The sequence below is a fragment of the Enterobacter chinensis genome, from assembly GCF_034008295.1.
Lineage (GTDB): Bacteria > Pseudomonadota > Gammaproteobacteria > Enterobacterales > Enterobacteriaceae > Enterobacter > Enterobacter chinensis.
The window spans coordinates 633130-648539 of the sequence record NZ_JARDVI010000001.1; the positions used below are offsets into that span (position 1 = coordinate 633130).

The following is a 15410-nucleotide window of genomic DNA, read 5'->3' on the forward strand; positions in this document are numbered from 1 at the left end:
TAATTTAAATCAATTATATATGACGCACTTGCATTTTGAACTGAGTTCACGCTCAACATATGTTAAATAACCTCCATAGGTCTATTACTTCATGGTTCTCTCGTGCGGCCACAGAAATCAGCATGTTGTGAAGGCTCTGAAAATAGCCAGATGTTTTCCAGGATTGTGTCCGCTTGGTGCAGGTCCTGAAAATCCAATTGCTTTCTACCCTTCTCTTCGCCATGCCGTACTAAACCTGGTTGTTAACGGCAAGATTTGGGTCAGTGGATCCTTGAGCAAAGATATCGTTTAAGTATCCCTTAGAAATTGAAACAATTTAATATCTGGATTTTCAATAACTTTTTAGTAACCTAAGGACTCTTAGAGTGTTTTAGACAAAACCACAGGCATACAAATGATCACTGTTTTTGTACTACTAAAAACTACTGTTTCTTGGTTACGGCTGAGCAGAGATGAGCGCAACGCAATTGCCGATAAAGCACTAAGCAGTGTGCTCGTGAATACCGACGTAACATTGAGAATGTTCGATGCCGAGGCTTTTACAACTCGCTGTACGGATGTAGCTATGTTTCAAGCCAAGGATATGCAGTCATTTTACTTTGCCATAGAACGATTACGTGACTCAGTACTCATTACAGAGCCGTACTTTGAGATGGTAGAGATCATCCCAACCATCGAGGACGGGTTTAAGATTTTTGAAGAGCAAGCTAGTTCTTAGTTTCCGGCAGCCCTTCCATTATCCTGTCCATCTCCCCCTATCCAGATGGGAACCAGTGGCCTGATAAGTTAAATTAACTTACCCTCGACGATCGCGGAACACATGACGCTGGACAATACCATCATCCTTCAATATTCCCTCTTTTGCTGAACCAAAAGCCTTGCGCGAATACGCATGGCGTCTCTCCGTTATCCTAATCCCCGGTAACGAAATATTACCGGGGAAAATTACCGTTTACTCCCCCGCCATTCGCTGATACTGCGCGAAACGCTGCTTCGCGTCCTGCTCGGTTTGCTCGAAGAGTTGATCCGCCAGCTCCGGTGCAGTGCGGACCAGTGCGGCGTAACGCACTTCGCCCATCAGGAAGTCGCGGAAGCTCTCCTCCGGTTCGTCAGAGTCGAGAATAAATGGATTCTTGCCCTTCACCATCAGCTGCGGGTTATAGCGCCACAGATGCCAGTAACCGGAATCCACCGCGCGTTTTGCTTCGCGTATACTGCATCCCATCCCGGCCTTCAGACCGTGATTGATACAGGCTGCATAAGCGATAACCAGCGATGGGCCAGGCCACGCTTCCGCTTCAGCAATGGCCCGCAGCGTCTGGGCTTTATCCGCGCCCATCGCCACCTGCGCGACATACACATTGCCGTAGCTCACCGCCATCATGCCGAGATCCTTTTTGCGCGTCCGTTTGCCTTCTGCGGCGAACTTGGCAATCGCCGCAACCGGCGTCGATTTCGACGACTGACCGCCAGTGTTGGAGTACACCTCGGTATCAAACACCAGAATATTCACATCCTCGCCGGAGGCCAGCACATGATCGAGGCCACCAAAACCAATGTCATACGCCCAACCGTCGCCACCAAAAATCCACTGCGAACGTTTAGCGAAATAGTCGCGGTTCTGGTACATGCGGTTCAGCAGCGGATCGTCGCCCTTCTCCTGCGCCAGTAGCGCGCTCAGCTCCTCACCGCGCTCGCGCGTGCCTTCACCACGATCTTTGCTCTCCAGCCATTGCCGCAAAGCCTGCTGTAACGCCTCGCTGTGCGGCGCAGTCAGTGCATCCATCGCATCACTGGCGAGTTGTTCACGCACCGCGCGCGCGCCAAGCATCATCCCCAGGCCAAACTCGGCGTTATCCTCAAACAACGAGTTAGCCCACGCCGGGCCTTGCCCTTTATGGTTGGTGGTCCACGGAATTGACGGTGCGCTGGCCCCCCAGATCGACGAACATCCTGTGGCATTCGCGATCATCATGCGATCGCCGAACAACTGCGTCACCAGCCGCGCATACGGGGTTTCGCCGCAACCCGCACAGGCACCAGAAAACTCCAGCAGCGGGGTTTCAAACTGGCTGCCTTTGACCGTGGTTTTGTTGAACGGATTGCTTTTGGGCGACAGCGCCAGCGCGTAATCCCACACCGGTTGCATCGCTAACTGGCTCTCCAGCGGCTGCATCGTAAGGGCTTTGCCCTTCGCCGGGCAGATATCGGCACAGTTGCCGCAACCGGAACAATCGAGCGGCGAAATGGCCAGATGATAGTCGTACTCTTTCGCCCCCTGCGCCGCTTTACTCAACAACGCGACCGGCGCAGCATCGCGCTCTTCCTGATTCAGCAGCGCCGGACGGACGGCGGCATGCGGGCAGATAAAGGCGCACTGATTGCACTGGGTACAGCCTTCGGGGTTCCACACCGGCACCTGCAAAGCAATGCCGCGTTTCTCCCACGCCGCGGTTCCCGTCGGAAATGTTCCGTCCTCCATACCGACAAAGGCGCTGACCGGCAGTTTGTCGCCGTTCTGCCGGTTCATCGGTTCGAGAATGTCGCGGATAAAATCCGGCATCATCCGCGTCTCTTCCACTATGTCATCTTCCAGCGTCGCCCAGCGTTCCGGCACCATCACTTCCTGAATGGCTTCCATCCCCAGATCAATGGCGGCATTGTTCATATCCACCACTTTTTGCCCTTTACTGCCGTAGGATTTCTCGACTGCCTGCTTCAGGTAATCGGACGCCGCTTGCGGATCAATAATCTCCGCCAGTTTGAAGAATGCCGACTGCATCAGCATGTTAAAGCGTCCGCCCAGCCCCAGCTTGCGGGCAATATCCACCGCATTGAGGGTGTAAAAACGGATTCCCTGGCGGGCGATATAACGCTTCATACCGTTTGGCAGCCGCGTCTCCAGCTCTTCGCCAAACCAGGTGCAGTTCAGCAGGAAGGTGCCACCAGCGTTCAGCCCTTCCAGCAGATCGTACTTATCGACGTAGGATTGCTGCGAGCAGGCGATAAAATCCGCGCGGTGGATCAGATACGGCGAGGTAATCGGCCGTTCGCCAAAACGCAGGTGCGAAACGGTAATACCACCGGATTTTTTCGAATCGTAGGCAAAGTAGGCCTGCGCATACATCGGCGTTTTATCACCGATGATCTTGATGGCGCTCTTGTTGGCGCTGACCGTACCGTCGGAACCCAGCCCCCAGAATTTACAGGCGGTGATCCCCTCGCGGGAAACGTGGACCTCATGAGAAGGCACCGGCAGCGATGTGTGCGTCACATCGTCGAAAATCCCCACCGTAAAGCCATCTTTCGGCAGCGGTTTTTTCAGGTTCTCAAACACCGAGACAATATGTCCCGGCAGCACATCTTTACCGCCCAGCGCATAGCGCCCGCCAACAATCAGCGGCGCGTCATGCTGGTGATAAAAGGCGTTTTTCACATCCAGGCACAACGGTTCCGCCTGCGCGCCAGGCTCTTTGGTGCGATCGAGCACCGCAATACGTTTAACGCTTTTCGGGATTTTGGCGAAAAAGTGCGACAGCGAAAAAGGCCGGAACAGATGCACTGTCACCAGGCCAACTTTTTCACCGCTGTCGATCAGCGCGTCCACTACTTCGGAAATGGTGTCACATACCGAACCCATCGCCACAATAATCCGATCGGCATCGTCTGCACCGTAGTAATCAAACAGGTGGTATTCGCGCCCCGTCAGGCGATAGATGTCCGTCATGTAGTTTTCGACGATCTCCGGCAGCGCATCATAGTAGCGGTTGACCGCTTCCCGCTCCTGGAAATAGATATCGGGGTTTTGCGCGGTACCGCGGATCACCGGATGATCCGGGTTCAGGGCGTTACGGCGAAAGCGGTTCAGCGCGTCGGTATCCAGCAGCGGTGCCAGATCGTCGTACTCCAGCACTTCGATTTTCTGGATCTCGTGGGAAGTACGAAAACCGTCAAAGAAGTTAATAAAAGGTACGCGACCTTTAATGGCAGAAAGGTGCGCCACCGCCGAGAGATCCATTACCTGCTGAACGTTGCTCTCCGCCAGCATTGCGCAGCCGCTCTGGCGAACCGCCATCACATCCTGATGATCGCCGAAAATGTTCAGCGAGTTAGTTGCCAGCGCGCGGGCGCTGACGTGAAACACGCCGGGCAGCAGCTCACCGGCGATTTTGTACAGATTGGGGATCATTAACAGCAGCCCCTGCGAAGCGGTATAGGTGGTGGTCAGCGCCCCGGCCTGCAACGCGCCGTGTACGGCACCAGCGGCGCCCGCTTCCGACTGCATCTCCATTAAACGCACCGGCTGGCCAAACAGATTTTTTTTGCCGTCAGCCGCCCACTGATCGACGTTTTCCGCCATCGGCGTTGAGGGGGTTATGGGGTAAATCGCGGCGACATCAGTAAAAGCATACGAAATCCATGCCGCTGCCGCGTTGCCATCCATTGTTTTCATCTTTCCGGACATTGCTCATTCCTCGACTGTAAGAGGTCATCTCCCAACAGCCGTTGCACAGCCTGTGCCAGCTCATTTATCCCTTTATAAACAAAGCATTAACGGCAACCATGCCAAAACGGTTGCATGAAACAAGACAGCGGACGCGACATCCTGTTGAACTGCCGACAAAGTGTCGCACCGCCGTGGGTGGTCCCCCAACGTACAGAAACGATGTGCGGAATTGTTCTGTTTCGAACAATTGGTAAGGCGATTGTTTACTCTTTGTCCCTCTTTTTGCGGCAGCGAAAACATCAATGTCTTTAAAATCAACAGATTAAATGAAATGGCGCGGCTGGTATGTTCCCTGCACAACAGAGTGAGGCAATTGCCACTCACACAACCAACAGGAGAAACACCATGACCATGCGTCAATGTGCCATTTACGGCAAAGGTGGTATCGGTAAATCCACTACCACGCAAAACCTGGTCGCCGCGCTGGCGGAGATGGGCAAGAAAGTAATGATCGTCGGCTGCGACCCGAAAGCAGACTCCACTCGTCTGATCCTGCATGCGAAAGCGCAGAACACCATTATGGAGATGGCGGCTGAAGTCGGCTCCGTGGAAGACCTTGAACTGGAAGATGTGCTGCAAATCGGTTACGGCGACGTACGCTGCGCAGAATCCGGCGGCCCGGAACCAGGCGTTGGCTGTGCTGGTCGCGGGGTAATTACCGCCATCAACTTCCTGGAAGAAGAAGGCGCCTATGTTCCCGACCTCGATTTCGTCTTTTACGACGTGTTGGGCGACGTGGTGTGCGGGGGGTTCGCCATGCCGATTCGCGAAAACAAAGCGCAGGAGATCTACATCGTCTGCTCCGGCGAAATGATGGCGATGTACGCCGCCAACAACATCTCTAAAGGCATCGTGAAATACGCCAAATCCGGCAAAGTGCGCCTTGGCGGGCTGATCTGTAACTCCCGTCAGACCGACCGCGAAGATGAGCTGATCATAGCGCTGGCGGAAAAACTCGGCACCCAGATGATCCACTTCGTGCCGCGCGACAACATCGTGCAGCGCGCTGAAATCCGCCGTATGACGGTGATTGAGTACGATCCGCAATGCAACCAGGCCAATGAATACCGCACGCTGGCGAACAAGATCGTCAACAACACCAAAATGGTCGTGCCAACGCCCATCACCATGGACGAACTGGAAGAGCTGTTGATGGAATTCGGCATTATGGATGTAGAAGACACCAGCATTATCGGTAAAACCGCCGCAGAAGAAAACGCGGTTTGATGCACGCCCGCCTACAGGAAGACGACTATGAGCAATGCAACAGGCGAACGTAATCTGGAGATCATCCAGGAAGTGCTGGAGATCTTTCCGGAAAAAACGCGCAAAGAACGCAGAAAGCACATGATGGTGAGCGACCCGGAGATGGAAAGCGTCGGGAAATGCATCATCTCCAACCGTAAGTCGCAGCCCGGCGTAATGACCGTGCGCGGTTGCTCTTACGCCGGTTCTAAAGGGGTGGTATTCGGGCCGATCAAAGATATGGCCCATATCTCCCACGGCCCGGTCGGCTGCGGTCAGTACTCCCGCGCCGGGAGGCGTAACTACTACACCGGCGTCAGCGGTGTGGATAGCTTCGGTACGCTCAACTTTACCTCCGATTTTCAGGAGCGCGATATCGTGTTTGGCGGCGATAAAAAGCTGACCAAACTGATTGAAGAGATGGAGACGCTGTTCCCGCTGACCAAAGGGATCTCCATTCAGTCCGAATGCCCGGTCGGCCTGATTGGCGACGACATTGAAGCCGTTGCCAACGCCAGCCGCAAAGCCATCAATAAACCGGTCATTCCGGTGCGCTGCGAAGGTTTTCGCGGCGTTTCCCAGTCACTCGGTCACCACATTGCCAACGACGTGATCCGCGACTGGGTACTGGATAACCGCGAAGGCAAGCCGTTTGAGGCCGGTCCTTATGACGTGGCGATCATCGGCGATTACAACATCGGCGGCGATGCCTGGGCGTCGCGCATTTTGCTCGAAGAGATGGGCCTGCGCGTGGTGGCGCAGTGGTCCGGCGACGGCACGCTGGTTGAGATGGAGAACACGCCGTTCGTCAAACTCAACCTTGTGCACTGCTACCGCTCAATGAACTACATCTCCCGCCATATGGAGGAGAAACACGGTATCCCGTGGATGGAGTACAACTTCTTCGGTCCGACCAAAGTCGCCGAATCGTTGCGCAAAATCGCCGATATGTTTGATGACACCATTCGCGCCAACGCCGAAGCGGTGATCGCCAAATATCAGGCGCAGAACGACGCCATCATCGCCAAATACCGTCCGCGTCTGGAAGGCCGCAAAGTGCTGCTGTATATGGGCGGTTTACGTCCTCGCCATGTGATTGGCGCTTATGAAGATCTGGGGATGGAAATTATCGCTGCGGGTTATGAATTCGCCCACAACGATGACTACGACCGCACCCTGCCGGATCTGAAAGAAGGCACCTTGCTGTTCGACGATGCCAGCAGTTATGAACTGGAAGCCTTTGTCAAAGCGCTGAAGCCGGATCTGATCGGCTCCGGCATTAAAGAGAAGTACATCTTCCAGAAAATGGGCGTGCCGTTTCGCCAGATGCACTCCTGGGATTACTCCGGCCCCTATCACGGTTATGACGGCTTTGCCATCTTCGCCCGCGATATGGATATGACGATCAACAACCCCGCGTGGGGCCAGTTGACCGCGCCGTGGCTGAAATCCGCCTGATTTTAATCCTGTTATCCCGTCTGTTCACCGATTTGTGGCGCGGGAGGAGAACACCATGAGCCAAAGTGCTGAGAAAATTCAAAACTGTCATCCACTGTTTGAACAGGATGCGTACCAGATGCTGTTTAAAGATAAACGGCAACTGGAAGAAGCCCACGATCCGGCGCGCGTGCAGGAGGTCTTTCAATGGACCACCACCGCCGAGTATGAAGCGCTTAACTTTCAACGCGAAGCGCTGACTATCGATCCGGCCAAAGCCTGCCAGCCGCTGGGTGCGGTACTGTGCTCGCTGGGCTTTGCCAATACCCTGCCCTATGTTCACGGCTCCCAGGGGTGCGTGGCCTATTTCCGCACCTATTTTAACCGTCACTTTAAAGAGCCGATTGCCTGTGTTTCTGACTCGATGACGGAAGATGCGGCAGTATTCGGCGGCAACAACAACCTGAACATCGGGTTGCAGAACGCCAGCGCCCTCTACAAGCCGGAAATCATTGCCGTCTCCACCACCTGTATGGCGGAGGTCATTGGCGACGACCTGCAGGCGTTTATTGCTAACGCCAAAAAAGACGGCTTTATCGACGCGGCGATCCCGGTGCCTTACGCGCACACGCCAAGCTTTATCGGCAGCCATATCACCGGCTGGGACAATATGTTTGAGGGCTTCGCCCGTACCTTTACCGCCGATTACAGCGGACAACCGGGCAAATTACCGCGTATCAATCTGGTCAGCGGATTTGAAACCTATCTCGGTAATTTCCGCGTGCTGAAACGCATGATGGAGCAAATGGACGTGCCGTGCAGCCTGCTTTCCGATCCCTCCGAAGTGCTGGATACCCCGGCTGACGGGCATTACCACATGTATGCGGGCGGTACGACCCAGCAGGAGATGCGCGAAGCGCCTGACGCTATCGACACCCTGCTGCTGCAACCCTGGCAACTGGTGAAAACCAAAAAAGTGGTGCAGGAAAGCTGGAACCAGCCCGCTACCGAGGTGCAAATCCCAATGGGGCTGGCCGGAACCGACGAGCTGCTGATGACGGTAAGCCAGTTAACCGGCAAAGCCATTCCGGATAGCTTAGCGCTGGAACGCGGTCGGCTGGTGGATATGATGCTCGACTCCCACACCTGGCTGCACGGCAAGAAATTCGGCCTGTTCGGTGACCCGGATTTTGTCATGGGGCTGACCCGCTTCCTGCTGGAACTGGGCTGCGAACCGACGGTGATTCTGTGCCATAACGGCAGCAAGCGCTGGCAGAAAGCGATGAAGAAAATGCTTGAAGCCTCGCCGTACGGGAAAGAGAGCGAAGTCTTTATCAACTGCGATTTGTGGCATTTCCGCTCGCTGATGTTTACCCGTCAGCCGGACTTTATGATCGGCAACTCCTACGCCAAGTTTATCCAGCGCGATACGCTGGCGAAGGGTGAGCAGTTTGAAGTGCCGCTGATCCGCCTGGGGTTCCCGCTGTTCGATCGCCACCATCTGCACCGCCAGACCACCTGGGGTTACGAAGGGGCCATGAGTATCCTCACCACGCTGGTTAATGCGGTGCTGGAGAAAGTCGACAGAGAGACCATCAAGCTCGGCAAAACCGACTACAGCTTCGATCTTATCCGTTAACCATCACAGCCCCGCCTTGCGCGGGGCTCAGGGAGGCACTATGCCGGTCGTTACTATTCGCCAGCGCGGCGCGGATCTTTACTGCTATATCGCCAAACAGGATCTGGAAGCGAAAATCCTGGACGTTGAGCACGACTCCCCGGAACGCTGGGGCGGTGCAATTTCTCTTGAGGGCGGTCGCCGCTATTACGTCAATCTGCAACCCGGACGGCCCTCATTTCCCATTAGCCTGCGCGCCACCCGCGACGCCCTGGTATAAGGAGTTGCGCAATGTCCAACAACGATACCCTTTTCTGGCGGATGCTGGCGCTTTTCCAGGCGCTGCCGGAACTGCAACCCGCGCAAATCATGGCGTGGCTGACCGGCGACTGCGATGAGGCGCTGACGCCGGAGCTGCTGGCCTCGCTGGATCAACGCCATCTGGAGCAGCGCTTTCCTCATGAGGAAGCCTTAATGTCCGCCGGGCGCTGGGCGCGGGTAAAAGCGTGCCTGAAAGGCGATCTGCCCAGCCATTTGCGCGCGATCGAGCACGCGGCGCGTCGCCCGCAGTTGATTGTCGCCTTCTGCTCGCAGGATGGGCTGGCAATCAACGGCCATTTCGGCCAGGGGCGGCTGTTTTTTATTTATGCCTTTGATGACCAGGGCGGCTGGCTGTATGACTTACGCCGTTACGCCGCTAGCCCGCAGGACAAAGAGCCCAACGAGAGCCGCGCGCAACTGCTCGGCGATTGCCATCTGCTGTTCTGCGAAGCGATTGGCGGCCCCGCCGCTGCCCGCCTAATCCGCCACAATATCCATCCGATGAAAGTCGCCCCCGGTCAGACCATTACCTCGCAGTGCGACGCCATCAAAACGCTACTCAACGGGCAACTGCCGCCGTGGCTGGCAAAACGCCTTGAGCGCGCCAACCCGCTGGAAGAACGGGTGTTCTGAATTCATCCCCTTCGGGGGATTTTTTTTGCGTGAACATTGCGCCAATTGTCTGCTTTGTTGCAAAACCGACACTTTTTTTCTCTTAAAAATCAATCGCTCATTGCTGGCTCGCGAATTGCACCTTCTGCTACAACCCAACCAGATAATGAGGTGATGATGAAGGGGAACGAGATCCTGGCTTTGCTCGATGAACCTGCCTGCGAGCACAACCATAAACAGAAATCCGGCTGCAGCGCGCCGAAACCCGGCGCAACAGCGGGCGGCTGCGCCTTTGACGGTGCGCAGATCACCCTGCTGCCACTCTCCGATGTTGCCCACATGGTGCACGGCCCCATTGGTTGTACCGGTAGCTCATGGGATAACCGCGGCAGCTTCAGTTCCGGCCCGGCGATCAACCGGCTGGGTTTTACCACCGATCTGAGCGAACAGGATGTGATCATGGGACGCGGCGAGCGCCGCCTGTTCCATGCCGTGCGCCACATCGTCAACCGCTACCACCCGGCCGCCGTCTTTATCTATAACACCTGCGTTCCCGCGATGGAGGGCGACGATATCGAAGCCGTCTGCCAGGCGGCAGAAACCGCCACCGGCGTACCGGTGATTGCCGTTGATGTCGCCGGGTTTTACGGCAGCAAAAATCTCGGCAACCGGCTGGCCGGTGAAGTGATGGTGAAAAAGGTGATTGGCGGGCGTGAACCCGCGCCGTGGCCGGAAGATACCCCTTTTGCCCCGGCGCACCGCCACGATATCGGGCTGATTGGCGAATTCAATATTGCCGGAGAGTTCTGGCATATTCAGCCGCTGCTCGATGAGCTGGGTATTCGCGTGCTCGGCAGCCTCTCCGGCGACGGGCGCTTCAGTGAAATCCAGACGCTGCACCGGGCGCAGGTCAATATGCTGGTCTGCTCCAGGGCGCTGATCAACGTCGCCCGCTCGCTGGAGCAGCGCTACGGCACGCCGTGGTTTGAAGGCAGTTTTTATGGTGTTCGCGCCACCTCTGACGCCCTGCGCCAACTGGCGGCGCTGACCGGAGACCGCGATCTGATGCAGCGCACCGAACAGCTCATTGCCCGCGAAGAACAACGAACAGATCAGGCGCTGGCCCCGCTGCGCGAGCGTCTGCGCGGGCGCAAAGCGCTGCTCTATACCGGCGGCGTGAAATCCTGGTCGGTGGTCTCGGCGCTTCAGGATCTGGGCATGGAAGTGGTGGCGACCGGCACGCGCAAATCCACCGAAGAGGATAAACAGCGCATCCGCGAACTGATGGGCGCCGACGCGCTGATGCTTGATGAAGGTAACGCCCGCTCGCTGCTGGACGTGGTTTACCGCTACAAGGCGGACATGATGATCGCCGGGGGACGCAATATGTACACCGCCTACAAAGCGCGGCTGCCGTTCCTCGATATCAATCAGGAGCGCGAGCACGCCTTTGCCGGCTACCGCGGCATTGTCACGCTGGCCGAACAGCTCTGCCTGACCATGGAAAGCCCGGTCTGGCCGCAAACCCATTCCCGCGCACCGTGGCAATAAGGAGCCTGCAATGGCAGAAATTATCCGTAGTAAAAAGCCGCTGGCCGTCAGCCCGGTAAAAAGTGGCCAGCCGCTGGGCGCGATTCTGGCGAGCATGGGCTTTGAACAGAGCATTCCGCTGGTTCATGGCGCTCAGGGGTGCAGCGCCTTCGCGAAGGTCTTTTTTATCCAGCATTTTCACGATCCGATCCCGCTGCAATCGACGGCAATGGACCCGACATCAACCATTATGGGCGCCGATGAGAATATCTTTACCGCGCTGAATGTGCTGTGTTCACGCAACAACCCGAAAGCGATTGTTCTGCTGAGCACTGGCCTTTCCGAGGCGCAGGGCAGCGATATTTCGCGCGTGGTGCGCCAGTTCCGCGATGAATATCCGCGCCATAAAGGGGTGGCGCTGCTGACCGTCAACACGCCGGATTTTTACGGCAGCCTGGAAAACGGCTACAGCGCGGTGCTGGAGAGCATGGTTGAACAGTGGGTGCCGGAAAAACCGCAGCCGGGCGTGCGCAATCGCCGCGTGAACCTGCTGCTCAGCCATTTGCTTACGCCGGGCGACATTGAGCTGCTGCGAAGTTATGTCGAGGCATTTGGCCTGCAGCCGGTGATGGTGCCGGATCTTTCCCAGTCGCTGGATGGCCATCTCGCCAGCGGGGATTTCTCGCCGATTACCCAGGGCGGCAGCAACCTGCGGCTGATTGAACAGATGGGACAGAGTCTTGGCACGTTCGCCATTGGCGTTTCCCTCTCCCGCGCCGCGCAGTTGCTGGCGCAGCGCAGCCATGCGGAAGTGGTCACCCTGCCGCATCTGATGACCATGAGCCAGTGCGATACGTTTATTCATCAACTGAAGCGCCTCTCCGGGCGCGATGTTCCGGCGTGGATCGAGCGCCAGCGCGGGCAGCTGCAGGATGCGATGATCGATTGTCATATGTGGTTGCAGGGCGCGCCTGTCGCGCTGGCCGCCGAGGGCGATCTGCTCGCCGCCTGGTGCGATTTCGCCCGCGATATGGGCATGGTGCCCGGCCCGGTGGTGGCGCCGGTGAGCCAGAAAGGGTTGCAGGATCTGCCGGTCGAAAAAGTCATTATCGGCGATCTGGAGGATATGCAGGATCTGTTGTGTGAAACGCCTGCATCGCTGCTCGTCTCTAATTCTCACGCCGCTGATTTGGCCGGGCAGTTCGACATTCCGCTGGTGCGCGCCGGTTTCCCCCTGTTCGACCGTCTGGGCGAGTTTCGCCGCGTGCGCCAGGGTTACGCCGGGATGCGCGACACCTTGTTTGAGCTGGCGAATGCGCTGCGCGATCGCCACCATCATCTTGCCGCTTATCACTCGCCGCTGCGCCAGCGTTTTTACGAACCCGCATCTTCGGGAGGTGACTATGCAACATGTTAACCGACAATTCAGCACCATTTGCGACAGTGAATGGTCGATGAGAGTGGCCTTTGCCAGTTCCGATTACCACCATGTCGATCAGCATTTCGGCGCGACACCGAGGCTGGTGGTGTACGGGGTCAAAGAGGATGACATCACCTTGCTGCGGGTGGTGGATTTCTCGGTACTGCCCGGCCATCAGCAGGAGAAACTGACCCGCCGGATTAACGCGCTGGAGGATTGCGTGACGCTCTACTGCGTGGCGATCGGCGAGGCGGTTTTTCGCCAGCTTTTACAGGTCGGCGTGCGCGCGGTGCGCGTTCCGGCAGATACCACGATTGTCGGACTGTTGCAGGAAATCCAACACTACTGGTACGACAAAGAGCAGCGAAGAAGTGCGCGCAGCCGCAATACCGATCGCTTAGCCGGGCTGCTGGAGGAAGATGAGTGGCAGGAAGAGGATGAGCGCTGATGCCTTTTCTGTGTCAGCTCTGTGACAAAGACAACATAAAACTGCGACATAGTTCGCAGTTTTATGTCAGGTGTAAAAATCATCCCATTGAAATATAAAGACTTCATCTTCTGGTACTGCTTTTGCTTCAACGATATTACCCGCTGTTGATTGACACGGTGTAATGCGCTCCGGCGCATTCCGTCATACATACTGGGAGCCAAAAGCATGTGGAATTACTCCGAGAAAGTGAAAGAACATTTTTTTAATCCCCGTAACGCCCGGGTGGTGGAAAACGCCAACGCCGTGGGTGATGTGGGATCGTTAAGCTGTGGCGATGCGTTACGGCTGATGCTGCGAGTGGATCCGCAAGATGAAACCATTCTTGAGGCCGGGTTTCAGACCTTTGGTTGCGGCAGCGCAATTGCCTCTTCTTCCGCCTTAACGGAACTGATTATCGGCCGCACGCTGGCGCAGGCCGAACAGGTCACCAACCAACAAATTGCCGATTATCTTGACGGTTTACCGCCGCAAAAAATGCACTGCTCGGTCATGGGCCAGGAAGCGCTGCGCGCTGCCATCGCCAACTACCGTGGTGAAACGCTGGAAGATGACCACGAAGAAGGCGCACTGATTTGTAAGTGCTTTGGCGTGGATGAAGGACAGATTCGCCGCGCGGTGCTAAGCAACGGACTGACCACGCTGGAAGAGGTGATCAACTACACCAAAGCAGGCGGCGGCTGTACTTCGTGTCATGAAAAAATCGAACTGGCGCTGGCCGATATTCTCGCGCAGCACCCGCAGGTCGCCGCGCCGGTTGCGACAACCAAAGATCCGCACTGGCAGGAAGTGGTTGATGCCATCACTGAACTGCGCCCGCATATTCAGGCCGATGGCGGCGATATGGCATTGCTCAGCGTGGCAAATCATAAAGTCACGGTCAGCCTCTCCGGCAGTTGTAGCGGCTGCATGATGACCGACATGACGCTCGCCTGGTTACAGCAAAAACTGATGGAACGCACCGGCTGTTATATGGAAGTCGTGGCCGCTGAAGCCGCAGCGTATTAACAGAGGGGAAAAAACATGAAACAGGTTTATCTGGATAACAACGCCACCACGCGAATCGATCCGATGGTGCTGGAAGCGATGATGCCCTTTCTGACCGAGCATTATGGCAACCCCTCTTCGATTCATGATTTCGGCACACCTTCCCGTGTGGCCCTTGAGCGCGCGCACCAGCAGGTTGCCACCCTGCTTGGCGCCGATCATGCCAGCGAGATTATTTTCACCTCCTGCGCGACCGAAGCCACGTCAACCGCGCTGCATGCCTGCGTGGAATTGATGCCGGAGCGCCGGGAAATCATCACCTCCGCGGTGGAGCACCCGGCCACGCTCGCCGTTTGCGAACACCTGGAGCGCCAGGGTTACCTGATCCACCGCATTGGCGTGAATAGCGACGGCGCGCTGGATATGGAGCAGTACCGCCAGGCGCTCAGTTCTCGGGTGGCGGTGGTCAGCGTGATGTGGGCGAACAACGAAACCGGCGTGCTGTTTCCGGTGATTGAAATGGCGGCCATGGCGCAGGAGCACGGCGCGCTGTTCCACTGCGATGCGGTACAGGTGGTCGGCAAAATTCCGCTGGATATTGGCCGCACGCAGATCGATATGCTCTCCTGCTCGGCGCACAAACTGCACGGGCCGAAAGGTGTCGGCTGCCTCTATCTGCGGCGCGGAACGCGTTTTCGTCCGCTGTTGCGCGGCGGCCATCAGGAGCGCGGACGCCGCGCAGGAACGGAAAACATCGCCGGGATCGTCGGCATGGGCACAGCCTGCGAACTGGCGCAGATCCATCTGCCGGGTGCCTCCTCGCTGGCGCAACTGCGCGATCGACTGCAGGAAGGGCTTATCGCGCAGGTGCCTTCCGTGATGGCCATGGGCGGTAACCAGCCGCGCGTACCAGGCACCACCAATCTGGCGTTTGAGTTTATCGAAGGGGAAGCCATTTTATTGCTGCTGAACCAGGCGGGAATTGCGGCGTCGAGCGGCAGCGCCTGTACCTCCGGTTCGCTGGAACCTTCGCATGTCATGCGGGCGATGAACATTCCTTACACCGCCGCGCACGGCAGTATTCGTTTTTCGCTGTCACGCTACACGCGTGAGAAAGAGATCGACTACGTGATCGATACCCTGCCAACGATTATAGCCCGTCTGCGGATGCTCTCGCCCTACTGGCAGGAGGGGAAACCCGGGGCGGCTGAATCAGCATTTGCGCCGTTATACGGCTAAGGCGGCG

Annotated in this window: 12 protein-coding genes; 11 read left to right on the top strand and 1 reads right to left on the bottom strand. The window is 56.8% G+C overall.

Annotated features, from left to right (window positions below):
• Positions 1-394 precede the first annotated feature (394 nt).
• Positions 395-718, top strand: a complete 324-nt coding sequence (locus PYW49_RS03165) for a darcynin family protein (RefSeq protein ID WP_134350315.1) — start codon at positions 395-397, stop codon at positions 716-718.
• A gap of 234 nt (positions 719-952) precedes the next feature.
• Here the strand turns inward: PYW49_RS03165 and nifJ are convergent, their stop codons facing one another.
• Entirely contained in the window at positions 953-4465 is a 3513-nt protein-coding gene (gene nifJ / locus PYW49_RS03170; RefSeq protein ID WP_320385632.1) for a pyruvate:ferredoxin (flavodoxin) oxidoreductase, read from the bottom strand.
• A 387-nt stretch (positions 4466-4852) separates the two neighbouring features.
• Here nifJ and nifH point away from each other — a divergent pair, with 387 nt between their 5' ends.
• From nifH to nifS, 10 genes are all read left to right on the top strand, one after another.
• Complete coding sequence (gene nifH, locus PYW49_RS03175; protein ID WP_320385633.1) at positions 4853-5734, top strand: nitrogenase iron protein; 882 nt, start codon at positions 4853-4855, stop codon at positions 5732-5734.
• A gap of 27 nt (positions 5735-5761) precedes the next feature.
• Positions 5762-7210 (top strand): nitrogenase molybdenum-iron protein alpha chain, encoded by a 1449-nt coding sequence (gene nifD / locus PYW49_RS03180; RefSeq protein ID WP_074779463.1) that lies wholly within the window; start codon positions 5762-5764, stop codon positions 7208-7210.
• A gap of 55 nt (positions 7211-7265) precedes the next feature.
• The gene (nifK, locus tag PYW49_RS03185) at positions 7266-8828 is read left to right on the top strand and encodes a nitrogenase molybdenum-iron protein subunit beta (protein WP_320385634.1); all 1563 of its coding nucleotides are present in this window, start codon (positions 7266-7268) and stop codon (positions 8826-8828) included.
• A gap of 40 nt (positions 8829-8868) precedes the next feature.
• Positions 8869-9087, top strand: coding sequence for a putative nitrogen fixation protein NifT (gene nifT / locus PYW49_RS03190; RefSeq protein WP_064566549.1), 219 nt, complete (start codon positions 8869-8871; stop codon positions 9085-9087).
• Positions 9088-9098: 11 nt separating this feature from the next.
• Positions 9099-9761, top strand: a complete 663-nt coding sequence (locus tag PYW49_RS03195; RefSeq protein WP_320385635.1) for a NifB/NifX family molybdenum-iron cluster-binding protein — start codon at positions 9099-9101, stop codon at positions 9759-9761.
• A 156-nt stretch (positions 9762-9917) separates the two neighbouring features.
• A complete protein-coding gene (gene nifE / locus PYW49_RS03200; protein WP_320385841.1) occupies positions 9918-11291 on the top strand; it encodes a nitrogenase iron-molybdenum cofactor biosynthesis protein NifE in 1374 nt (457 codons plus the stop codon).
• Between the two features lie 10 nt (positions 11292-11301).
• A complete protein-coding gene (nifN, locus tag PYW49_RS03205) occupies positions 11302-12687 on the top strand; it encodes a nitrogenase iron-molybdenum cofactor biosynthesis protein NifN (RefSeq protein WP_320385636.1) in 1386 nt (461 codons plus the stop codon).
• Positions 12674-13138: a NifB/NifX family molybdenum-iron cluster-binding protein gene (locus PYW49_RS03210; protein WP_320385637.1), complete on the top strand. Its 465-nt coding sequence runs from the start codon at positions 12674-12676 to the stop codon at positions 13136-13138. Before nifN ends, PYW49_RS03210 begins: the two co-directional genes overlap by 14 nt.
• A 207-nt stretch (positions 13139-13345) precedes the next feature.
• Positions 13346-14185, top strand: a complete 840-nt coding sequence (gene nifU, locus PYW49_RS03215) for a Fe-S cluster assembly protein NifU (protein ID WP_320385638.1) — start codon at positions 13346-13348, stop codon at positions 14183-14185.
• A 15-nt stretch (positions 14186-14200) separates the two neighbouring features.
• Complete coding sequence (gene nifS, locus PYW49_RS03220; RefSeq protein WP_320385639.1) at positions 14201-15403, top strand: cysteine desulfurase NifS; 1203 nt, start codon at positions 14201-14203, stop codon at positions 15401-15403.
• Positions 15404-15410: the final 7 nt, after the last annotated feature.